This window comes from Paenibacillus sp. T2-29 (assembly GCF_052921365.1).
This window is the reverse complement of the sequence record NZ_JBREVE010000003.1, coordinates 112,475-133,550: the sequence shown is the minus strand read 5'-3', so window position 1 is coordinate 133,550 and position 21,076 is coordinate 112,475. Positions and strand designations below refer to the sequence as shown.

Genomic DNA, 21,076 nt, shown 5'->3' with positions numbered 1-21,076 from the left:
GCTATGCAAACGATTCAACTTTGTTAGCACTCCCACCATTCGAGTGCTAGCCTACCTTTTTTATAACATTCCTCATTTTTTATGTCAATATCTTGCTTAACCTGCACAGTAAAATTACATTTCAGGAAATCGCTAGTGTCTGATCTGCTTAAACATAACGTTAAACAGTTCGACAGAGGATGGAAACAGCCCCTGCACATGAGGAAGCAGATTACTCCTGATCCGTAGCTCATCCTCATCCAAATGCCTTAGATCCTCATGAAAGAACCAGACAATAGGATAATCTCCGTCCTTATGTCTGCTACCTGCATTTAAACACACAGGACCCTGATTGTCTTCTGCAATTGCAAATGGAATATAGCCTGCTGACAGCAAAGGTGACCATTGATCGATCAAATCATAAAATGCCTTTAAGCCATGACCTATCGGCAGACGTGGAAACTCTACAAACGTACAATCGCTCCAGTATACTCCCGGAATAGATTCATTATCGAATTGTAAAGATACATAATGGTAGGACATGATAAAATTCCTTAGCAGAGGCGGCAGTTCAAAATGGTATTTTTCTTCCATATCCCGAACTTCCTGTTCTGTAATCTGTGAAGGAATAGGTTTCCACTTGATCCATCCCTCCTCATCGACGTTCCCATCACGCATTTCGAACGGTACATTTTCTTCCACATCCATAAAAAAGGCTTCATTCATCTGTGCAAATAACTCCTTCATGGATGTGCGAATATCCGCTTTCTTGTCCATGTTCTCACACCTCTTTCCTTTTTATTCCCATTTTGCACCATAGGTGTATGCCTCATGCGTCTTTATATGAAAATAGCATTGCAATTTATCCACTACTCTTTTTATGTTCAGCTTATCAGAACTTGCTTTTTTCACCATTTGCGGAATATTAGTATTACCAGCGCAATGGCTCATAACTACGCCAGAGCAACCAACGCTCTGTCTCGTGAATTGGAGCAGTGCCAATGCTATATTCATCCTTTGAGCCACTCTGCAAATCAATCAAATGAAGCATACCGCCATACGTCCCAACCGCCAGCATGCCTTCATCAGGTGTAACTGCCAGCCCGGATATCGTACTGCCGACAAAATAGCGCCAAAGTTCACGCCCCTCTCTATCAATAAGACGGAGATAGCCGTAGGCATCACCTAGAATAGATCCTTGTGTCAGCGCTACTGCAGCGTATACTCGCATTTCTTCATTTATTATCGGCCATTCTTCCTTATTCTGAGCAATTCCCTGCTCCACTTCGGCAATTGGCACCTGAATGGTGGCACCGTTGTAGAAATGACAGGCATTGTACCAGACATCCATATCATCTTTGGAAAATAGGGCATAATGCGGATAGCTGGAGCCTGGCTCCAATGTATGCACCGTCTTATCGGTTAAGTCCATAAGCAAATGCTCACTCATCTGGCTGCCATATGCGAGCCAGCGTCCATCCTTCGACACAGCTCCATGCGCCATATCCACAATCGTGTCTTCCAGTCCCAATTCCCTTCGTTCAGACGCCGTGGGATGAATCAATTCCACCTGATCACCAGCCAGCAAATAAACACCGTAACCGCAAACCAGCAACAGGCGCTGTCCATCGCCAAAAGGAATCACTTCATCTAATATATCCTCAGGATGCTCCTCATCCGCCAAGCATTCCAAGTCAGGAATAGATGCTTTTAAGCGGACTTGTATATCCGTCCATTGAAAATGCGCTGTCTCTTCGCCTTGCAAATTTCGGTCCGGTTGACGAACAATCCGAATCCCATTTCCATCCACCAACGCAAAATAACTCCCGTCCGGCGAACAACCTACTCGGTGCATTCCGGGGATTTGCCTGATTCCATCTTTTCCCGTCACATAGATCTGTCCGCGTTCCCGAGGATTGCCTGCATGTAGAATGACTTCATTGCCTCCATTCATAAAAGCCATCGGCCTAACGGCTTGCAAAGCCTCCTCAAACGCTGCTGTAAGCGGCCAGGATGCAGCCGGAATCTCCTGACGTAACTTCTCTGTTTCCTCTGCCTGATTTGCCTCCTGAATCATACGAAAAATATCTTCGGCCAGTTTGGAGCGTTCGTCTCGCTTTGGCTCTGGCTGCTCCTGCTGCCACTGGCTTTCCATACCGATTCTGACAAATTCATTCACGTCTGCGGCATACCTTTTTCCTTCCTGTCGCCACTGTGCCGCCATTTCATGATCCAACCAACTCATCCTGCTTCCCCCATCCAGTGTATGTATGTCTTATTTGTTCTACAGGCTTTATTCATTCTGTTAGGTGGTTCCTCACCTTCGTCAACACAGACCACAGGTCTGTCACTGCCTTTACCTCGTCATAGTCCAGATAGGCATCGCGCTTGTCGTAATATTTGACCGCCACAATCACCATCTGAAGTGTTACTGGCTTTCCAGCAGCCTTAAGAACTTCTACAACACTTTCAAAGGTGGCCAGCTCAAACCAGGTTTGAACCTGACGATCTGATATCCATAGGGAAATATACTCGTCCTGTTCGTTGGTTGCGGCTGTACCGTCCTCTGCACATTCCTCCAGCCAATGCTCATCCAAATAATAAATCGGTGTATGAACAGGGTCCTGATCCCATTGATCCACATTCACATATAACCAGTTATTATGCAGCTGCCCCACACTGCACACCAATTCCTGCATTCCTTCAAAAACACGATAAGAAGGGCGCTCCCTGCGACGGTAATCCTCAAGTCTTGTCTCATACCTGCTCATCTCCAGCCACCCCGTTTCTGTATCATCCAAACACTCAAAATTCGCGTAACATACACTTATAACTCATAAAACCCGATATAAGTACAAGCACCTCGTCCATAGTTAAGACTACATAAGGAGATTGATCTATTCATGAAAAGAATCACCGCACTTATCATCCTGTCCATGCTCTTACTTGTAACCCCGATCTACGCTGCTGCACCAGCACCTATGCTGGTTTATGTGGATCAGAATAACCACTCCTTCATCCCGCTTCGCCTCCTGAACAGCTATGAAGGGATCACGCTCAACCTGAACCCAGCGGACAAAAAAATAGAAATAGCGCAAGGCAATACCCGGCTTACCTTATTTACGGGACAAACTGTTGCTAAAGTAAATGATCAAACGGTTCGTATGCAAAATGCACCTTTTACCGATAACGGCGCTACCTATGTACCCTTGCAGTTCATCAGCCAATCTCTAAATCTGCAAGTCTTATGGCAAAAAGAAACCTCAGCTGTGCGTATTACGCAGGGTACGACGTCTGTTACGCTTCCGGTACTTACCGGCAAGCTACCCGGAAATACTGCCCCGATCACGACAGCTCATAAGAGCTTCAAGGTTGGATCTCGTACCTTTTCCGCTAAGGTGGTCACCATCTCCATGCTCCATCCCAAGATAAGTTTGGACGTGGCACTGGCAAGCGATACCCTTGGTAAAGTGGAGGACTTAAGCAGTCTTGCCAAACGCAATCAAGCGGTTGTAGCCATTAATGGCACATTCTTTGACGCCTATACCAAAAGCTCCTACAAGACGCCTTACGGCTATCTGGTCAGCCATGGCAAGCTGTTGAAAAAAAGCTCCGGTGACCAACGTACCGTCTTTACCTACGATGCTAACCATTTAGCCAAGCTTGTGTCAGGTTCTGTCTTTGAACAACAGTTAAGTCAAGGCAGCGTCGAAGGTGCTCTTCAAGCTGGACCTCGTCTGGTTACGAACGGTCAGGTTTCCCTAAATGTCAAAGCCGAAGGCTTCAAAGACCCTAAAATATTAACAGGCGGCGGCGCCCGCAGCGCACTTGGAATTACTAGGGATCATAAGCTGATCCTCCTGACCACAAGCGGAGCGACCATTCCACAGCTCGCCCAAATGATGAAGCAGGCTGGCGCTTATCAGGCCATGAATCTGGATGGCGGTGCTTCCAGCGGACTGTACTACAACGGCTCTTACCTCACCACACCCGGCCGCCAGATCAGCAACGCTATTATTGTAAAGTATCAATAGACGAATAAAGGGCTGTCTTCACGGATCTGCAAGCCGTGGGGATAGCTTTTTCCTTTTTCCCAGTCCCGGTTATTATGGCTCCCCTGTGTTCGAGCGGTTTGTCTGATCCGTTACGGGTTGATCCTGCAACCTACAATCGAACCAGACTGGTAAAACTGTTGCTGCCTTCGCTTCCTTTTTTAAAAGAAAGATAAATACGGTGGTTTTCTCCTCTGCTTGCCAAGCATTCATAAAGTCCGGGTTGCACAGACAGGAATGACCCTCCCCATACACAATCAGGTTCTAACTCACCACCTGTGGCTTCCTCTCCTGCACCAATAAATATGTTCCCTGAAGGAACCTTCAAAAACAGCCGCACCGTCGGCTGCTCGATATGATCTGTTATCACAACCTCATACGTCCCATCCGCTCCCAGGTTCAAGAAAGCAGCGTTTCCCGCATTTAACTCCCCCAGCTCGTCTGCTTCGATAGACCACCAATCCGGCTCATCGTTCAAACGATGCTTCAGAGCTTGCGTATCAAATAGGCAAAGAGTCGCCGTGTCTGTCGTAAATTGAAATGGACTGATTGCCATGTTCATCATACAATCCTCCTGATAATAGTCAGCGAATTTTCCGTTTTCCCACGTCTTCCGCTATCCGTATTGCTATAGATTTGAGGGAAATTATCCCTGTATGTAAAGTATAACAATGCTTGTAGAACCAGACAACATACTAGAGCCACCATCCATTCTGCATTAAAAAAGCCCTCCCTCACGATGTCGTGAAAGAGGGTCGCTTTGTAAGTTTGAGCGATGCTAACCTAACGTTAGATCAGAAAAGATTTGGTGATAATCACCAACAAAATGAACAATACCAAAATCGCGCCTGTGGATGTCCATGCTCCACCGTAACCTACTTCACCCATGTCTAAATCCCTCCTTGCGTTAAAGCTTACTCTTATTGTATGTAGAAAAGCGGATAACGACCGGGCGAATCGGTAAGTTTATTTGTGTGAAGGAGCCTCTTAGAAAATGGACTGGTATGTTTCGGATGGGTCGGTAATGACTCGGGATGACAACTGGCAAAGAATGTCGTCTGTTCTGCGCAGCAGCCTGCTCACATCCTTCTGCTTCATCTTCTGAAGGAGCGGGGTTTCTAGCTGGGATGAAAGAAATTGAGTGGTGCCTATAAATACGACAACATCCAATCCCGGGTTGGTTTCGGTATGTAATAAGTGCAACAAATCCGCCATCGACAAGAGTTTCGGAGGGAAAATGCTATTAGTTTCTTTCATATATAGAGCTTTTAACATGGAGGTTAGCGCCCAGTCACAGAGGATAATACAGCATTGGAGTTGGTTATGCTTGTACAGTATTTGAGCTAGTTTCATATGGTATTGGGCTAAGGTGTGGAAATCGGTTATTGAATGATCTAGGTGTTGCACGGGTCTGGATGGTTGAGTGGGACTTGGAATATAGGTAGAAGGAGCTTCTTTCATATCTATTCCTCCAGAGAATTTCAAGAATAGTCTTATTATACCTCAAAATAATACTTATAGATATCAAAAATATTTATTGTATCTAATATTCAATGTTTTCATTTAGATTTCTTGTCTACACTTTTAGAATAGTGAGGTGTAGACGATGGAAGACAAAGAAGTCCTCAAATTAGTGGGTGCCAGAATACGTGCTTTGCGAAAAGAAAAAGGATTGTCTCAGGAGTCGCTTGGGGAAAAAGGCGGATTCCATTTTTCATACATAGGGCAGATTGAACGTGGAGAAAAAAACGTATCTTTAATAAACATAGCTAAAATCGCTGATGCACTGGATGTTAATTTGATTCAGCTTTTCGCTTATGTAAATGAGGATATTAAGGTTACGAAGCATGAAGATGGTATACAAGAAATCGTAAATATACTTCAAAAGACGAGTCCAGAGAAGGTACGTTTGGCGAGGAATGTGATACGGGAGATTATCAACTAAGAAGATTCTCAAAAATTGTGAGAGCAATCTCTTGGGAAATAAAAAAAGGACCATACTTTTCATTTTCAGAAAATCATAGTCCTCATTTTTTATTCAATACCAAAAAGGCACATTAGTTATTTGTCATGACCTTCTTAGATGGAATTTAACGCAACAACCATTCCTTTATTGTCAATGTAGAAGAACCATTTTGAATGAGCGGATCTAAATTCCCAATCTTTGTCGCCTCCTCAAGTGACGCTGCTTTTATTAAATAGGCTCCTCCCGTTCCATCGCTAAATGGACCATACTTTTCAAGAGCTCCCTCTTTCTTTAACTTTTCCAGATGGTCATAGTGCCCTTTGATATCATCAGTATTGAACTTGTTTGTTCGTGTAGTAATTAATAAAAAGTAATTCATTGATTTCCCCTCCATATTTCCCTTGTAATAAAAAATATCTGGCGTTCCTTTAAGAAGATATTACAGCGTTAGCTATTATAATAAAAGTCCTTAAAGATGAAATGCAACTATAAGGGAATTTGGTCAATTTTAGCGGATTCTCAAACTAAAACACGCCCTCAAGTGGCGTGTTTTAGTAATCACGAATCTCTCCAATTCAATTCCCCTAAACTCTTACTTCCAAATCTCGTCCGCAATCTCTTTAATGAAAGCAAGCTTTTTCCATTGTTGCTCTTCGGTCAGAATATTGCCCTCTTCTGTGGAAGCAAAGCCGCATTGCGGGCTGAGGCAGATGTGGTTGATGTCTACGAATTGAGTTGCTTCCTTAATACGGTTGATGACCGTCTGCTTGTCTTCCAGTTCACCCGTTTTGGAGGAAACGAGGCCCAGTACGACTTGTTTTTCATCTTTCAGATGCTTAAGCGGGGTGAAATCACCTGCACGGTCGGTATCGAATTCGAGGTAGTAGCCGTCGATGTTATCGATGCCGAACAGGGTTTCGGCTACAGGCTCATAGCCGCCAGAAGATGCCCAGGTGGAATGGTAGTTACCACGGCATACGTGGGTTGTAACGACCAAATCGGCTGGAAGATTCTTCACGGTTTCCTGATTCACGCGAGCGAACAGCTTTTTGGTATCCTCCACATTTTCACCCGCATGCTGTCTAGCTTCCCAATAGTTTTTATCACAGAGCATGCCCCATGTGCAATCATCCAGTTGCAGGCTGCGGCAGCCTTCATTATAGAGCGCTTGGATCACGGATTTGTAGGCTTTGGCAATGTCCGTCACCAGTTCATCCAGATTGCTGTAATACGTATCGGTTGATTCTTTATTTTCTCCACGCAACAGCTCAGCCAGGAACTGCGCAGGTGCCGGAATCGTTTGGCGAGCAATGGCATCCTCTCCTGCTACTTGTTTCAGGAATTTAAAATCTTCAATGAAAGGATGACGGGAATGTCCAATTTTACCGGACAAACGTGCGGTTTCCGCTCTTGTCTCCACACCTTGGAATTGGTAGCCGTTTGCAAGCTGTACCTTTTCCACGCCGTCCAGTCCCCACATAAAATCAAGATGCCACCAGGAACGTCTGAATTCCCCATCCGTCACGGCTTGAAGTCCTACGGATTTTTGCTTTTCTACCAGTTTGATAATTTCTTCATCTTCAATCTTTCTCAGCTCGTCCGCAGAGATTTCATTATTTTGAAATTGAATTCGGGCGTCTTTAATCGCTTGCGGGCGCAAAAAGCTGCCAACCATATCATGTCTAAAAGGGGTCACTTTACGTTGGGATGCATTGTCAAGGATGCTGCTCATTAGGGTTATCTCCTTTTTCGCTTCAGTAGTGAAGTTGTTGTAAGAAAGATAACATACATTTTCAGCTATAAGGTAACTCCAATAAACTATAGCTAGTTATAGCCTAAGGCTATATCAAACTTTCTTATCCCCCTATTGCCTCATGCAACGCTTCTACATAGACTGTGGCCAGCTTGGAGAGCGCGACGTTTTTATGGCAAATCCATCCCACATTAATAGACTCATCACACTCCAGGGGGACGGAAATAATTTCGTTACCGTTCAGATCCGCACTAATCACTCCGGTAGAAATGGTATAGCCGTTCAAGCCAATGAGCAGATTAAAAAGGGTGGCCCGGTCATTGACGCGAATGCTTTTGGGGTGCGACAATGTACTCAGAATTTCCTCGGAAAAGTGAAAGGAATTGTACTCCCCTTGTTCAAAGGACAGATATGGGTAAGGATGAAGTTGGTCAATGGTCACGATAGACTGCCGGGATAGCGGGTTATTGGCACTGATAAATATATGCGGCTTAGCCGTAAACAGGCTGTTGAATTGCAGATTTGCATCTTTTAGCAGCTTGTTGATGACTTTGGCGTTAAATTCGTTCAGATACAGGATTCCGATCTCACTGCGTAGGCTTTTGACATCCTGTATGATTTCATGGGTTTTGGTCTCCCGCAAAGCAAGCTCATATTCATCCTGTCCATATTGATTCACCAGATTTACAAATGCATTCACTGCAAAAGCATAATGCTGCGTAGACACAGCAAAATGCTGTGGTGAAGGCTTGGCATCCAAATAGCGACTTTCCAGCAGCTCCGCCTGCTCAACGACCTGACGCGCATAACCTAGAAATTCCACGCCTTCCTTGGATAAAGAAATTCCTTTATTAGTACGCTCAAAAATGGTGATATGAATTTCTTCCTCCAGATCGCGAATCGCGTTAGACAGACTGGGCTGGGAGATGAACAACCGCTTCGCCGCCTCATTCATGGAGCCACGATTGGCAACCTCGATGACATATTTTAATTGTTGTAAGGTCAATGCATGATGTCCTTTCCGTTTATTGTTTCTTCTATTATATAATACATGATCACCCTCCTGGAAAAGGGAATAGAAACACCTCCTCAAAATGGTAACATCCATTTCAAGGAGGTGCTTTTCACTGCTACATTAATTAACGAATTTCACCGTTTGTAGCGATCAGCTTTTGATACCAGTAGAAGCTTTGTTTACGAATGCGGCGCAGATCTTTGAGATCAAATTCCTCACGATCCATATAGATGAATCCGTAACGCTTACTGGAGCCCTGATGGGTACTCACAAGGTCAATCGCAGACCACGGACAGAAGCCGAATACGTCTACGCCGTCTGTAATAGCCAATTGAATCTGCTCGATATGCTTCTTGAAAAAGTCAATACGATAAGGGTCATTCACTACATCCCCTTCTTCGAGCTTGTCAAAAGCGCCCAGGCCGTTCTCTGTCACGATCAAAGGCAAGTGGTAGCGAGAGTATATTTGACGTAATGTACTTCTAAAACCAACCGGATCAATCTCCCAACCAAACTCTGTCTTTTGCAGGTTGGGGTTCACAGAACCTCGATATGCTCCAGGTTCACCCACAATTTCGTGCTGATCGCCTGTATGTGAAAAATCATTTCCATCATCCAAACTTTCCCCTACGGTTTGGGAGGTGTAATAGTTAAAGGCGATAAAATCTGGATTTCCTTTCGCTAATATATCCATATCCCCTTCTTCAATAACAGGCTCATAACCCTTCTCGACCAAATAGCTCCAGGAAATGTGGTTGTAGCGACCAAATACAGCCATATCCAGGTAAAGCCAGTTGCGAATAGCTGCATAGTTGTCAGCCGCCAGCGTATCTTCCGGTTTGGAACTGGCTGGATAAATGACCCCAATATTCGGTGCTGGTCCAATTTTCGCGTCAGGCAGCATCTCGTGGCACAATACCATCGCCTTCGCCTGCGCAACTAACATATGGTGATTTTGTTGATACAGTACCTTTTGCGGATTTTCCAAACTTGTATCTAATGTGCCAATAGAACCGGGATGGAGAATCAGCATGTTCTGCTCGTTAATAGTTAGCCAGTATTTCACTCTGTCCCCAAAGTTCTCAAACAATGTTTTGGCGTACTGCTCGAAGGCATCAATCGTTTCCCTCTTGGACCATCCGCCTTGTTGTTCAAGCGCATAGGGCAGATCAAAATGATACATGGTAACGATCGGTTCAATACCATATTTAATTAATTCGTCAATCAATGAGCTGTAAAATGCAATTCCCTTCGGATTGACTTCGCCGGCGCCTTGTGGATAGATGCGTGTCCAAGCGATCGAGAAGCGATACGCCTTAAAGCCCATTTCAGCCATCAGAGCTACGTCCTCTTTGAACATATGGTAATGATCACTGGTTACCTTAAAATCAGTAACTCCTTCAACGTGGTTAGCCATGTCAATGACAGAGGGGCCTTTTCCATCTTCGTCCCATGCACCCTCTACTTGATAAGCGGAAGTTGAACCTCCCCAGAAAAAATTTTCAGGAAATGCCTTCAATTGATTATGTTTCATGATCTAGTCCCTCCAGTTATCGTTATATCCTTCTAATTTCGCTTCATGTACGTGATGATGAGCTTTCCTGTATTACACCACTAAAGTTAGCAATACTTCATTTTTCTGAACCTGCTCCTGATTGGTCTCAAATACGTCCACTTTATGTTTCGTCAGGGTGACGATGACAGGGGTTACGATTTCGTACCCTGCTTCTATAATCTGCTCTCTGTCAAATTGGATTAACAAGTCCCCTTGTTTTACGATATCTCCCTCTTGAACGACCGGATTAAAATGCTTTCCTTTCAACGCGACGGTGTTAATTCCAATATGAATTAATATCTCCGTACCCGCCTTGGAAGTCAAGCCGATGGCATGTCCTGTAGGGAACAGCGACGTTACAACTCCATCTATGGGCGCTACGACCTCACCGACAGACGGTTCAATGGCTAAGCCTTTTCCCATTGCCCCTGTAGAAAATGCCGAATCATTCACTTGGCTCAGTGGTGTAGTCTTGCCTGTGATCGGGCTGTAGATCGTTTCTTTCTTGATGTCAACAGCCTTAGTTGCTGTAACAGTTGGTAGAGGTTCTTCCGTCTTAACGGCCTCAACAGTTGCCGCGGTCTCCCCCTTCACCTTGCTTTCATAGCCAAAAATAAGAGTCAGCACCGTGGCTACCGCGAACGAGCATGCAATGGCAATCACGTAAACCAAGGTAGGCGTATATACCGGAATCGCAAAAATGTTGTGAAACACATAAGCTGTCATTTTCACTCCAAAATGTCCATTGATGGCACCGCCTATCGCCCCTGAGATAATGACAATCGGAATGACTCGTTTAAAGCGAAGCACCAGACCATACACAATCGGCTCTGTCACACCCGCCAGCAAGCCTGTAATACTCGTGGAACCCGCAAGGGTTCTAAGTGTTTTATCTTTTTTCGCCTTCAAGAAGATACCGAATGCGACACCAATTTGAGCAAATACAGCCGCAGCCGCCATCGCCTCAATCGGATCACCGCCAACACCGATATTTTGAATCGTGATCGGGGTAAAGCCCCAGTGAAGTCCGAAGACGACCATAAAGGTCATAAAACCGCCAAGCACAATTCCTGATAAAATGCCGCTTACACCGATTAACCATGTCACACCCGAAGAAATCCAATCTCCTACCGTTGTACCGAACGGTCCAAATGCGATGGCAGATAGCGGAACCATAATCATTAAAGCCAGCATCGGAACTAAAAACAGCTGCAAATCCTTAAGAATGATTTTCTTCAAAAACTTGTCGACCAACGCATAGATGCTGATAGATATGAAAATCGGGAAAACACTCGCTGAGTAGTTCATCATGACCACCGGTATTCCTAAAAACGATACATCAGAGCCTTTGTCCATCAACCCCGTAAAGTTGGGTTCCAGAAGAGCCGCACCGATCACACCAGCTACATAAGGATTCGCTTTCAGCTTTATACCGAGCGTAATCCCCAGTAAAATCGGCAAGAAGTAAAAGACAGCATTCCCGGCAGCAGACAGGATCAGATAGGTATCACTCGTTTCAGACATCCAGCCCAGCAAGGTCAAAACCGTCAAGAGGGCTTTCAGCATCCCCGAGCCTGCCATCGCCGGAATCAACGGGGAGAAACTGCCGGAAATGACTTCGAAGATTGTGGATATGACCGATGTCTTCTTTCCGCTGGATTCGTTGGCCGTAGAGGTGTCTGACCCAAAATCCCTGTTTTTCATAATCTCTGTGTATACATAGGCAACATGGCTGCCAATCACGACTTGAAATTGTCCTCCGCTTTCAACAACAGTAATGACTCCCTCGTGTTTCTCAAGCGCTTCTCTTTCGGCTTTTCGTGAATCCTTCAGGTCAAATCGGAGCCGTGTAGCACAATGGACAAGCCCATTAATATTTTCTTCTCCTCCAACGAGACGTACGATATCCTCGCCCATTTTCTTATGGTCCATGTTCATTCTCCTCTTGGGCAGATTGCCTGAAAACAAAAAAATACCTAAACGAAAGGCATGCATGATCATAGAAAATGATCACTGCCATTCATTTAGGTATCGCCTGCTTATCAGTAACAATCCTTAAATTTAAGTTGTGAGCCTACTATAAATCACTCCGAAATCGTTTGCAAGCTTTTTTTCTAAGAATCAGCCATATCGTTTCTAGAGGTTACACGCTGTATATGAATCGTCAAATACACTTTTTCATCAATCGACATCGCACTTTCATGCTTTAATTCCAGGTATTGATTAATTAATTGGGTACACTGAAAAGCCCTCTCGTATTTATCTTTGACTTGGTCATACAAGAAGTTATCCCCTGAAGCTAATTGTTCTTGTTCATTGCTTAGCAAGCGCTGGGCAAATGTCATCAATGACCTCCGTAATCTCAACCGTTTGTTTCATGCCCTGACCGTCTTGTCTTGCATTGACAAAATGCATGGCAATAAAGCTTGCTTCATGCTCATCCATTTGAATGCCAAATTGAGCATGAATGATGTCCAATGCATTCATACCTATCATAAATTCTTTTTTGTAAAATTTTTTGATCTGCCATAACAGTGAATTTTTAAGCCCCACGGATTTTCTGTATCGAGAGATGGCAAATTGAATATGGTCAATCAAGGAAATATAGATATTATCACTAAAAATATCTCCCATTTCTTTTTTGGCGCTCCCTACAATTTCATCCGCCACCTTTAAATACTCTACAGATGTTTCCCCAATGAGATCAATTAATTTTTGCGGAATTTTATCGGACTTTAATACAAAGGTTTTTTCTATTTTTTCTTCATCGACCCTTTGACCATTTTTCTTTTTAAAACCCAGACCGTTCCCTATGACAACAAACTCATGACCTACCTGATTCTCGGCCCGAATGACATTGTTGTTAAATATTTGCCGGATGATCATCTAGCTGCTCACCTCATTGATGTAATGACAAAGTTTGGAATAACAAAAAAAACCAAATAACGACTAAGTCCATTAGTCATTATTTGGGTATCGCCTGCTTACCAGTAACAATCCCGAAGGGCACTTTACCCCTCATTCAATTACTCTTACTATACCGCTTTCAAAGCAGAATAACAATACAATCATATCAAAAAACCGCCAAACACTCGAAATCCTTGTGCTCAGCGGTAATTCAAGTTCATGGTTAACGTTCTTTTTCTTTACAAAATACGTCTTTGGCAACCTGAACTGCTGAGGCCGCCCGCGGCCATCCTACGTAAAAGGCTAGCTGTGTAATGACCTCAATCAATTCTTCCTCCGAAATCCCGTTCTCTTTGGCCAGGTTCAGATGATAAGGAAGTTGATTCACATGCTCACCCGCTACCAAAGCAGCAACTGTAATGAGACTCCGTTCCCTAAGAGATAGCTCACTTCTTCTCCATACATCTCCAAAAAGAACTTCCTCCGTATAGGTTACAAATGCGGGTGCAAAATTACCTATCATTTCCCGAACACTCGATTTGATTAATTTATGCTTCATAAGACCATCTGGGCAAGTCCGTTGCCAAAGGACCAATCCTCTAATTCAGTCTCTACCAGTGTCACAAATACATCCTCTGGTCTAATCTTGCATTCAATAGATATGAGTTCGGCTAACCTTTGGTAAAAACCCTTTTTTTGTTCCGTAGTTCTACCCGATCCCATTGTAATTTGGATGTACAGCAGCTTGTCTGTTCTGGGTACATTCAAATAATCGGGACTATAATAAAACTCGCTATGTTTATGAGCATGAAAAACCTGAAAGTAATCCTTGGGCGGAACCTGAAAATGTTCGATCAAAGCAGTCATAATACAGCGACTAACGCCAGGCAGCTCTTGCTCTGTGTATTGCTGCTCCATGTAGCCTACTCGTACAAAAGGCATATTCATTCTCTCCTATCCGTTGGGATAAGATGATTGTACTCTCCTTATATTCATCTGTATAATTGAAAATAATCATAAATATATTCAACTTTATCGATGGAGATGAGTTTGTATGGATCTGAAAGAGTTAACTACGTTTCGTACTATTATTGAAGAAGGAACCTTCTCGAAAGCTGCCGCCAAATTAAACTACGCGCAGTCTACAGTCACGAACCAAATTCAGAGGCTAGAGAAAGAGCTGGGATTTCAGCTTTTTAAAAGAGGCTGGGATGCAGAATTAACCGCCTCAGGAAAAATATATGCCGAAGAGGTTGACGAACTTATTCAGCATTGGAATTTTGTAACGGATCAGGCGAGGTCGCTGAAAAAAGAAGAGATTGGCACGCTCCATATCGGTGTGATTGAAACTGTGGCTACTACCGTACTGCCTTTGATGCTACGACAATTTCGGAAGCATAAACCGAATATTACGTGCCATTTTACAGTGGGAAATACGGATACGCTCTCAAAAGCTTTGGTAGACGGCACACTGGATTTTGCAATTTCCGGGGAACCTCACTCGGTACCATCCTTACATTTTGAACCTTTATATCACGAACAAATTGCTTTTATCGTGTCCCGCAGTCATCCCTTCGCGGCAAAAAATGGGCTTCAGCTCGAAGATCTGTATGAGTACCCGCTTATCGTCGGAGGGAAGAACTGCTTGTACCATATACGGCTGGAGAAAGAGCTTTCCCGCTTCCGGTCGATGCCATTTTTTTATACCGTCAGTCAAATCTCGTCTATCCCCTCATTCGTAAGTACGATCCCTTCGGTTGGAGTGGTTCTGTCGTCAATGCCTTTGCCGGAGGAACTGGTCACCATCCCTTTCCAGTTAACAGACCCGAATATCCCCATTGGACTGTTACAAAACAATCAGCAATCCCAATACCTGACTTCAGCCCGAAAGCTGTTTATGGAGTTGGTTAAGGAGCTTTGTAGGTTACAGCAATGCCATAACTACTAATAAGCTTATATGGGCAGAGGCGGCGCCTTACCATAAAGAAAAAGCCGCTAAACACTCAGAAACCTGTGTTTAGCGGCTTTACTATTTGAAAGATCGAGGAGATGTGCCCCTCTTTTTATTTTTATACTCTGGTGATACTCGTTATTTCGTTTCAACTGTTTTTTTCCACAGTCCCAGAATGAGCGCGGAAATCACGGAGCCAATCGCCACTGCAAGCAAGAACAGCAAAGCATGGTTGGCAAGAGCTGCTACAAAAATCCCGCCATGTGGAGCTGGAAGATTGATTTGCCAGAATTGCGTCAGACCACCAGCAATCGCTGAACCTACAATACAAGAGGTGAGGACACGCAGAGGATCAGCAGCTGCGAATGGAATGGCTCCTTCCGTAATGAAGGACAATCCAAGTACATAGTTCGTCAAGCCAGATTTGCGCTCTTGCTCGGTAAACTTATTTTTGAAGAACGTCGAAGCTAGTGCAATCGCCAGTGGAGGTACCATACCGCCTGCCATAACAGCTGCCATCATAGCCCCGTTTGTGTTACCGCTGGAAGTAAAGACACCGATCGAAAATGCGTAAGCTGCTTTGTTGAAAGGTCCACCCATGTCGATCGACATCATTCCGCCCAGAATCAGACCCAAAATAACCGCATTACCTGTTCCCAAATTGTTCAGAACATTGACAAGCCACGTATTAATACCACCGAAAATCGGATCGAACAGGTAGAACATAATCGCGCCTGAAATTAGGAGTCCAAATACAGGGTATAACAAGATTGGTTTTAAACCATCCAGAGCTTTCGGCAGACCTGCCAAAGCTTTACGCAGGAAGATAACTACATAACCGGCCATGAAACCAGCTGCCAGACCGCCAAGGAACCCTGCATTGGAGTTTACAGCCATCAGACCACCGACCATACCTGGCATCAGTGCCGGGCGGTCTCCAATGCTCATTGCGATAAATCCGGCCAGTATCGGAATCAGGAAGTGGAACGCACCTGTTCCCCCGCCAATCGTTTGCAGCAGTTGGAAAAGTACATTATCTTCTCCGGCCACTTGTTCGATCAAGAAGGAAATCGCTAACAAGATCCCCCCGCCGACAACGAATGGCAACATATGAGAAATACCGTTCATTAAATCCTTGTAAATTTTACTGCCCACGCTGGTCTTCTCGGCTTTTGACTCTTCAGCGTTGCCTTTACCTTCACTACGGTAAATTGGCGCATCGCCGTTTAGCGCTTTGCGAATCAATTCTTCGGATTTACGGATACCGTCACTTACCGGTCTTTGCAGTACAGGCTTACCGTCAAATCTGGCCATTTCGACCTTCTTGTCAGCCGCAACAATGACACCTTTGGCACGACGAATTTCATCCGCTGTCAGCACGTTTTGTGCGCCTTCCGAGCCGTTCGTTTCTACCCGGATATTTACACCCATCTCTTTCGCTTTCTTAATGAGAGCGTCTTCAGCCATAAACGTGTGCGCAATGCCTGTAGGACAAGCGGTCACCGCAACGACAAACTCGTCAGAATCCGGGTTGCCAACGATAACGTCAGGCGTTTGCTGTGCTTTGGCTGCCTCTTTCTTGGCCTCTTTTGCTTTCTTGGCAGCTTCTTCTTCCGCCTGCTTGGTATCAAATAACTCTGTTACTTCATCCGGTGTTTGTGTATTCATCAGCTTGTCGATGAAATCAGTATCAATGAGCAGCCGAGAGAGGGCAGCCAATGTGCGAAGATGTGTATTTGCTGCTCCCTCTGGAGCTGCAATCATAAAGAATACCTTCGCTGGCTCACCGTCCAGCGATTCGAATTCTACGCCTTTACTGCTTTTGGCAAAAACAACGGTCGCTTCATTCACAGCTTTGGTCTTGGCATGCGGCATCGCAATGCCGCCACCGATTCCAGTGCTGGATTCGGCTTCGCGTTTGTAAATCATTTCTTTAAACAAGGCACGGTCATTAATACGTCCACTTGCTTCGAGACTGGCGATGAGTTCCTCAATCGCCCCGTCCTTTGTCGTCGCCTGCAGGTCCATGATCATCGTTTCTTTAATCATCAGGTCTGTTATTCTCATTGTTCACACTCTCCTAAGTTCGATCAGCGTGTAGACACACGCATAATAAGCTCATGATGCAGCCGGATTACCGTTTTGAAATCGTGACTTGCGGCCGTAATTGTTCAATTTTCTCTCTTGTAGCCAGATCATCGGAGAACGCAGTTGCGCTTCCGGATGCCACTCCTGCACGGAAGGCTTCGATCGGATCGCCTTGAAGAGCCAGCGTACCCACGAATCCAGCAATCATAGAATCACCTGCGCCTACAGAATTTTTCACCGTTCCTGCTGGTACATTTGCGTGATACACTTCATCTGCCGTAATGAACAAAGCCCCTTCTCCTGCCATGGAAATGAGTACATTTTTTGCACCTGCTTCCAGCAGTTTACGACCGTAAGTGACAATCTCCTCCTCTGAATGAATAGTTACGCCAAACAACTCAGCCAGCTCATGATGATTGGGCTTAATGAGCAGCGGCTTATGAACCAAAGCCTTCATCAGCGCTTCACCTGTGGTGTCGATGACGAATTCAGCCCCGGTGTCCTGACACACGCGAATCAATCGCTCATAGAAGTCTCCTCCAAGAGATGGCGGGATACTTCCCGACAAGACGACAATGTCATTTTTCTGGAGACCCGCCAGCTTTTGTACCAATGCATCGGCCTCTTGCTCACGAATCACAGGTCCCAAACCGTTAATTTCTGTTTCATCACCATGCTTGAGCTTAATATTGATCCGTGTATCATCTTCGATCATTACAAAATCAGTTTTAATGGATTCTTCCCGCAATGTATCGTCGATAAACCTGCCTGTGAACCCTCCGAGAAAACCAATCGCCGTGCTGTCTGCTCCCAGCTGGTTCAAAATACGTGATACATTAATTCCCTTGCCCCCTGGCAGTTTTAGATCACGTTTCATTCGGTTCAAATCACCGAGCTTCAAATCGTCAACTTCCACGATATAATCAATGGAAGGGTTCAGTGTTACTGTATATATCATTGTTATCCCTCGATTATCTTAGTTTTCTGAGCTATGGATCGGCGTGAACGTTCTGGCACCGATTCAGTAATAAGGATAGCTTCCTTGAGATCGAATAGTTTGGCGAACGTTACTTCTCCAATTTTGCTGGAATCGGCCAACACATATGTTTTGCCGGACAGCTGATGGGCACGCCGCTTGATTAGCGCCTCTTCAGGATCAGGAGTCGTATACCCCATCTCAACATCTACCCCGTTCGTTCCCAGAAAGCACTTGTCGAATCGAAAATTGTCCAGATTCTGTAGGGCAATACTCCCGATTACGGCTTTGGTATGAATTTTCATCATCCCTCCCAGTAGATAGCTTCTAATTCGTTTGCTTACCAGTGCTTCTACGTGGGAGAGACCATTCGTCACGACCGTCACGTCTTTAGCTTCAATGTAAGGAATCATCGCCATCGTTGTTGTTCCCGCATCCAGATAGATACATTCACCATCCAAAATTTCTTTAGCTGCCATACGGGCGACTGCGTTTTTTTGTTGAACGTTTTTGAACGTTTTTTCTTCCATGCCGGGTTCCTGACTTTTCTGATTCAGCAAGGTTGCCCCTCCATGAATCCGCTTTAACAACTGACGGCCTTCAAGATCTATCAAATCACGCCGAATCGTTGACTCAGAAGCTCCCAAGAGATCAGCCAATTCCTGCAACTTTACAACACCACGCTCTTGTAAGCGCTGTATTATTAACTTGTATCTTTCTTCCGTCAGCATCTTCATTCCCCCAACTGTTCTTATCGTACCACAAACCTAGCAAAAAACAATCATTTTTCTTCAAAAAGATTCAAAAAAATTCATTCCGACTTCATTTTTTTACAAAATGGTGAATTCCTACTCTAATCAGCATGATTGCGTTTACATTTTAAAGAAATTTCATCTGCTTTTATGTAAATTCATTCTTCTTACATGGAAATTCAGCAGTAAACGTTCAAAAACGTTCTGACACTTCAATTAGCACTATTTTACCATTCTACGTACCATTCGTCCCAATCTTATTTAGTCAGAAAAGAGCTAATCACCGGGACTTCGTCCTCAGTATTTAGCTCTTTGGACGCTTAACGTCCCTGACACTCAGTCCTTAACGATTCCAATAACGAAACCATCATATCCCTTGCTCCCCACGGTCTGAATGGCTGTAGCTGTAATTCTCGATTCCTCAGCCAGCAAATCATAAAACTTTCTTACGCCCTGCACACGAGGGTCTGTGCTGTAATCTTGAATGATCTCCCCTTCACGGACAACATTGTCCCCGATAATAACGGTGCCAGAACGTGAAAAACGAAGTGCCCACTCTAGATATAATGGATTATTGGGTTTATCCGCATCAATAAAAATGAGATCAAAAGGTGCAACGCCCTCATCCTTCATTTGTGTCAACTGCTCCAATGCGTCTCCCTCTCGAAGTTCCACCATTCCATCCAACTGAGCCAACGATATATTCGACCGAGCGATTTTAGCATGAACCGGATGGGCTTCCAGCGTAACTATTTTTCCATCTGTCGGCAACGCCCTACCCAGCCAGATTGTACTGTAGCCTCCCAAGGTACCAATCTCCAACACACGTCGTGCGCCTTGCATTTGAGCTAAGATATTTAATAGCTTTCCCTGATTAGGCGACACATCATGCGGAGGTAATCCTGCCTGTTGGTTAGTAGCCAATACCTTTTCCAAGACAGCATCATGCGGAATAAGACGCTTCGAGATATAATGATCTACTTGTTCCCACGTATTCGTTGAATGCATTTGCTCCACTCTCCTTTGGCTTTAACTTACAATTTGATTGTAAATGAATTACTATTATAAAAATAATATATGTTTTTACTCTATTCATAATTTATATGTATGAGTTAATCAGAAAGGAGTCCGGTCTTGAACCTGCATGCATTACGCTTATTTCACGTGGTCGCCTCTACAAGGAGTGTGACACGTGCCTCTGAGCTATTAAAGATTAGCCAACCTGCGATAACAGCCCAGATTAAAAAATTCGAAAAAGAAATATCCCTCACACTGCTCGTGCCCATGGGAAGAGGGATTACCTTAACCGATGCTGGTGAAAAGCTTGCTGTTCTCGCCAAACGGCTCTTTGCTGTCGAACAGCAAATCGAACAATTTTCACAGGATTATCGTGACGGAGCCCATGGTCATATTCGGCTGGCTGCTACTTATTTACCGGCTCATTTCCTCATTCCGGCCTGGATCGCAAAATTCAAACAGCAATATGAACAAGTTGAAATGACGATTCATACCACGAACTCCAATGATGCCTTGCAGCAGCTATTGAATATCGAAGTAGATTTGGCGATCTATGGAGGACTGCCTGAGCAGTACTCCGATACGATTCAGACCGAAGAATTGTTTCGTGATGAGCTATGGTTTGTAGTAGCGCCGGATCATCGGTATGCGAATCAGCAGGTTTCATTATTGGAAATGATGCAGGAGCCCTTTGTTATGCGTGAGAAGGGAAGCTCGACACGAGAGAGATTGTTTTCCTTATGTCGAACCTACAATGCCCCTGCTCCCAAAGTCACACTTAACTTCACAGGGCTGCATGAGGCGATTACCGCAGTGATTGCCGGTTATGGTGCAAACTTTGTGTCCTCACTAGTCGTGCGTGAATATGTAGAACGCGGTGAGCTATGCCGGGTATATGTGGAGGGTGCCCAGCTTCTCAATTCAATCGCTATTTGTACTCGCAAAAATGAGCCACTATCAGCGGCTACCCTGAATTTCATCCAGCTTATTCGCAATCATTCTTGATAAGCATGGGATACCTGTGTACACTTGCGCCTTCTTTTAATAACAAGAGCCATGACTGCG

At 44.6% G+C, this 21,076-nt stretch carries 21 protein-coding genes and 1 pseudogene; 4 read left to right on the top strand and 18 right to left on the bottom strand.

The window, feature by feature from the left end:
* Positions 1-132 precede the first annotated feature (132 nt).
* The 3 genes from ACU1JV_RS10150 to ACU1JV_RS10140 form a co-directional block, all read right to left on the bottom strand.
* Positions 133-756, bottom strand: a complete 624-nt coding sequence (locus ACU1JV_RS10150) for an SMI1/KNR4 family protein (RefSeq protein WP_013370427.1) — start codon at positions 754-756, stop codon at positions 133-135.
* A 154-nt stretch (positions 757-910) separates the two neighbouring features.
* Positions 911-2,224 (bottom strand): PQQ-binding-like beta-propeller repeat protein, encoded by a 1,314-nt coding sequence (locus ACU1JV_RS10145; protein WP_413985898.1) that lies wholly within the window; start codon positions 2,222-2,224, stop codon positions 911-913.
* Between the two features lie 52 nt (positions 2,225-2,276).
* The gene (locus tag ACU1JV_RS10140; protein ID WP_165084207.1) at positions 2,277-2,750 is read right to left on the bottom strand and encodes a hypothetical protein; all 474 of its coding nucleotides are present in this window, start codon (positions 2,748-2,750) and stop codon (positions 2,277-2,279) included.
* Positions 2,751-2,882: 132 nt separating this feature from the next.
* Between ACU1JV_RS10140 and ACU1JV_RS10135 the strand changes: the two genes are divergently transcribed.
* Positions 2,883-4,013 (top strand): phosphodiester glycosidase family protein, encoded by a 1,131-nt coding sequence (locus ACU1JV_RS10135; RefSeq protein WP_413985897.1) that lies wholly within the window; start codon positions 2,883-2,885, stop codon positions 4,011-4,013.
* A 130-nt stretch (positions 4,014-4,143) separates the two neighbouring features.
* On the opposite strand, the gene ACU1JV_RS10130 is transcribed toward ACU1JV_RS10135, so the two are convergent.
* From ACU1JV_RS10130 to ACU1JV_RS10120, 3 genes are all read right to left on the bottom strand, one after another.
* Complete coding sequence (locus ACU1JV_RS10130; RefSeq protein WP_413985896.1) at positions 4,144-4,596, bottom strand: DUF6386 family protein; 453 nt, start codon at positions 4,594-4,596, stop codon at positions 4,144-4,146.
* Positions 4,597-4,820: 224 nt separating this feature from the next.
* A complete protein-coding gene (locus ACU1JV_RS10125) occupies positions 4,821-4,919 on the bottom strand; it encodes a hypothetical protein (RefSeq protein ID WP_014599622.1) in 99 nt (32 codons plus the stop codon).
* Between the two features lie 99 nt (positions 4,920-5,018).
* Positions 5,019-5,288 carry a hypothetical protein gene (locus tag ACU1JV_RS10120; protein WP_225683746.1) on the bottom strand — a complete coding sequence of 90 codons (270 nt, stop codon included), beginning with the start codon at positions 5,286-5,288 and terminating at the stop codon, positions 5,019-5,021.
* Positions 5,289-5,637: 349 nt separating this feature from the next.
* On the opposite strand from ACU1JV_RS10120, the gene ACU1JV_RS10115 reads away from it, so the two are divergent.
* Positions 5,638-5,976, top strand: a complete 339-nt coding sequence (locus ACU1JV_RS10115) for a helix-turn-helix domain-containing protein (protein WP_017425886.1) — start codon at positions 5,638-5,640, stop codon at positions 5,974-5,976.
* Between the two features lie 145 nt (positions 5,977-6,121).
* Here ACU1JV_RS10115 and ACU1JV_RS10110 read toward each other — a convergent pair whose 3' ends face one another.
* The 8 genes and pseudogenes from ACU1JV_RS10110 to ACU1JV_RS10075 all read right to left on the bottom strand — a co-directional run bounded on the left by ACU1JV_RS10110 (position 6,122) and on the right by ACU1JV_RS10075 (position 14,169).
* Positions 6,122-6,376 (bottom strand): YciI family protein, encoded by a 255-nt coding sequence (locus tag ACU1JV_RS10110; RefSeq protein WP_016819666.1) that lies wholly within the window; start codon positions 6,374-6,376, stop codon positions 6,122-6,124.
* Between the two features lie 213 nt (positions 6,377-6,589).
* A complete protein-coding gene (locus ACU1JV_RS10105) occupies positions 6,590-7,729 on the bottom strand; it encodes a 5-methyltetrahydropteroyltriglutamate--homocysteine S-methyltransferase (protein ID WP_322251431.1) in 1,140 nt (379 codons plus the stop codon).
* A gap of 124 nt (positions 7,730-7,853) precedes the next feature.
* Positions 7,854-8,756, bottom strand: coding sequence for a LysR family transcriptional regulator (locus ACU1JV_RS10100; protein WP_058712052.1), 903 nt, complete (start codon positions 8,754-8,756; stop codon positions 7,854-7,856).
* A 133-nt stretch (positions 8,757-8,889) separates the two neighbouring features.
* On the bottom strand, positions 8,890-10,299 hold the full coding sequence (locus ACU1JV_RS10095) for a glycoside hydrolase family 1 protein (protein ID WP_413985895.1): 1,410 nt from the start codon (positions 10,297-10,299) through the stop codon (positions 8,890-8,892).
* 72 nt (positions 10,300-10,371) lie between these two features.
* Positions 10,372-12,252 carry a beta-glucoside-specific PTS transporter subunit IIABC gene (locus ACU1JV_RS10090; RefSeq protein ID WP_413985894.1) on the bottom strand — a complete coding sequence of 627 codons (1,881 nt, stop codon included), beginning with the start codon at positions 12,250-12,252 and terminating at the stop codon, positions 10,372-10,374.
* A 182-nt stretch (positions 12,253-12,434) separates the two neighbouring features.
* Positions 12,435-13,206 (bottom strand): annotated as a pseudogene (locus tag ACU1JV_RS10085) (PRD domain-containing protein).
* A 244-nt stretch (positions 13,207-13,450) separates the two neighbouring features.
* Positions 13,451-13,786 carry a carboxymuconolactone decarboxylase family protein gene (locus ACU1JV_RS10080; protein WP_413985893.1) on the bottom strand — a complete coding sequence of 112 codons (336 nt, stop codon included), beginning with the start codon at positions 13,784-13,786 and terminating at the stop codon, positions 13,451-13,453.
* Positions 13,783-14,169 carry a tautomerase family protein gene (locus ACU1JV_RS10075; RefSeq protein ID WP_413985892.1) on the bottom strand — a complete coding sequence of 129 codons (387 nt, stop codon included), beginning with the start codon at positions 14,167-14,169 and terminating at the stop codon, positions 13,783-13,785. The genes ACU1JV_RS10080 and ACU1JV_RS10075 overlap by 4 nt, the downstream gene beginning before the upstream one ends.
* Before the next feature lie 112 nt (positions 14,170-14,281).
* On the opposite strand from ACU1JV_RS10075, the gene ACU1JV_RS10070 reads away from it, so the two are divergent.
* Positions 14,282-15,175, top strand: a complete 894-nt coding sequence (locus ACU1JV_RS10070) for a LysR family transcriptional regulator (RefSeq protein ID WP_413985891.1) — start codon at positions 14,282-14,284, stop codon at positions 15,173-15,175.
* A 141-nt stretch (positions 15,176-15,316) separates the two neighbouring features.
* Here ACU1JV_RS10070 and ACU1JV_RS10065 read toward each other — a convergent pair whose 3' ends face one another.
* From ACU1JV_RS10065 to ACU1JV_RS10050, 4 genes are all read right to left on the bottom strand, one after another.
* A complete protein-coding gene (locus tag ACU1JV_RS10065) occupies positions 15,317-17,245 on the bottom strand; it encodes a PTS fructose transporter subunit IIABC (RefSeq protein ID WP_025676276.1) in 1,929 nt (642 codons plus the stop codon).
* A 67-nt stretch (positions 17,246-17,312) separates the two neighbouring features.
* A complete protein-coding gene (gene pfkB / locus ACU1JV_RS10060) occupies positions 17,313-18,224 on the bottom strand; it encodes a 1-phosphofructokinase (protein ID WP_040101700.1) in 912 nt (303 codons plus the stop codon).
* 2 nt (positions 18,225-18,226) lie between these two features.
* On the bottom strand, positions 18,227-18,973 hold the full coding sequence (locus ACU1JV_RS10055; RefSeq protein WP_013370378.1) for a DeoR/GlpR family DNA-binding transcription regulator: 747 nt from the start codon (positions 18,971-18,973) through the stop codon (positions 18,227-18,229).
* A gap of 357 nt (positions 18,974-19,330) precedes the next feature.
* Positions 19,331-20,002: an O-methyltransferase gene (locus ACU1JV_RS10050; RefSeq protein WP_413985890.1), complete on the bottom strand. Its 672-nt coding sequence runs from the start codon at positions 20,000-20,002 to the stop codon at positions 19,331-19,333.
* A gap of 126 nt (positions 20,003-20,128) precedes the next feature.
* On the opposite strand from ACU1JV_RS10050, the gene ACU1JV_RS10045 reads away from it, so the two are divergent.
* On the top strand, positions 20,129-21,016 hold the full coding sequence (locus ACU1JV_RS10045) for a LysR family transcriptional regulator (RefSeq protein ID WP_413985889.1): 888 nt from the start codon (positions 20,129-20,131) through the stop codon (positions 21,014-21,016).
* Positions 21,017-21,076 lie beyond the last annotated feature (60 nt).

Coding starts and splice junctions, on each gene's coding strand:
- ACU1JV_RS10080 (WP_413985893.1), bottom strand. CDS start 13,786: ATGAAGCATAAATTAATCAAATCGAGTGTTCGGGAAATGATAGGTAAT.
- ACU1JV_RS10090 (WP_413985894.1), bottom strand. CDS start 12,252: ATGGACCATAAGAAAATGGGCGAGGATATCGTACGTCTCGTTGGAGGA.
- ACU1JV_RS10115 (WP_017425886.1), top strand. CDS start 5,638: ATGGAAGACAAAGAAGTCCTCAAATTAGTGGGTGCCAGAATACGTGCT.
- ACU1JV_RS10135 (WP_413985897.1), top strand. CDS start 2,883: ATGAAAAGAATCACCGCACTTATCATCCTGTCCATGCTCTTACTTGTA.
- ACU1JV_RS10140 (WP_165084207.1), bottom strand. CDS start 2,750: ATGAGCAGGTATGAGACAAGACTTGAGGATTACCGTCGCAGGGAGCGC.
- ACU1JV_RS10120 (WP_225683746.1), bottom strand. CDS start 5,288: ATGAAAGAAACTAATAGCATTTTCCCTCCGAAACTCTTGTCGATGGCG.
- ACU1JV_RS10145 (WP_413985898.1), bottom strand. CDS start 2,224: ATGAGTTGGTTGGATCATGAAATGGCGGCACAGTGGCGACAGGAAGGA.
- ACU1JV_RS10065 (WP_025676276.1), bottom strand. CDS start 17,245: ATGAGAATAACAGACCTGATGATTAAAGAAACGATGATCATGGACCTG.
- ACU1JV_RS10110 (WP_016819666.1), bottom strand. CDS start 6,376: ATGAATTACTTTTTATTAATTACTACACGAACAAACAAGTTCAATACT.
- ACU1JV_RS10075 (WP_413985892.1), bottom strand. CDS start 14,169: ATGCCTTTTGTACGAGTAGGCTACATGGAGCAGCAATACACAGAGCAA.
- ACU1JV_RS10130 (WP_413985896.1), bottom strand. CDS start 4,596: ATGATGAACATGGCAATCAGTCCATTTCAATTTACGACAGACACGGCG.
- pfkB (WP_040101700.1), bottom strand. CDS start 18,224: ATGATATATACAGTAACACTGAACCCTTCCATTGATTATATCGTGGAA.
- ACU1JV_RS10050 (WP_413985890.1), bottom strand. CDS start 20,002: ATGCATTCAACGAATACGTGGGAACAAGTAGATCATTATATCTCGAAG.
- ACU1JV_RS10095 (WP_413985895.1), bottom strand. CDS start 10,299: ATGAAACATAATCAATTGAAGGCATTTCCTGAAAATTTTTTCTGGGGA.
- ACU1JV_RS10150 (WP_013370427.1), bottom strand. CDS start 756: ATGGACAAGAAAGCGGATATTCGCACATCCATGAAGGAGTTATTTGCA.
- ACU1JV_RS10070 (WP_413985891.1), top strand. CDS start 14,282: ATGGATCTGAAAGAGTTAACTACGTTTCGTACTATTATTGAAGAAGGA.
- ACU1JV_RS10105 (WP_322251431.1), bottom strand. CDS start 7,729: ATGAGCAGCATCCTTGACAATGCATCCCAACGTAAAGTGACCCCTTTT.
- ACU1JV_RS10055 (WP_013370378.1), bottom strand. CDS start 18,973: ATGCTGACGGAAGAAAGATACAAGTTAATAATACAGCGCTTACAAGAG.
- ACU1JV_RS10125 (WP_014599622.1), bottom strand. CDS start 4,919: ATGGGTGAAGTAGGTTACGGTGGAGCATGGACATCCACAGGCGCGATT.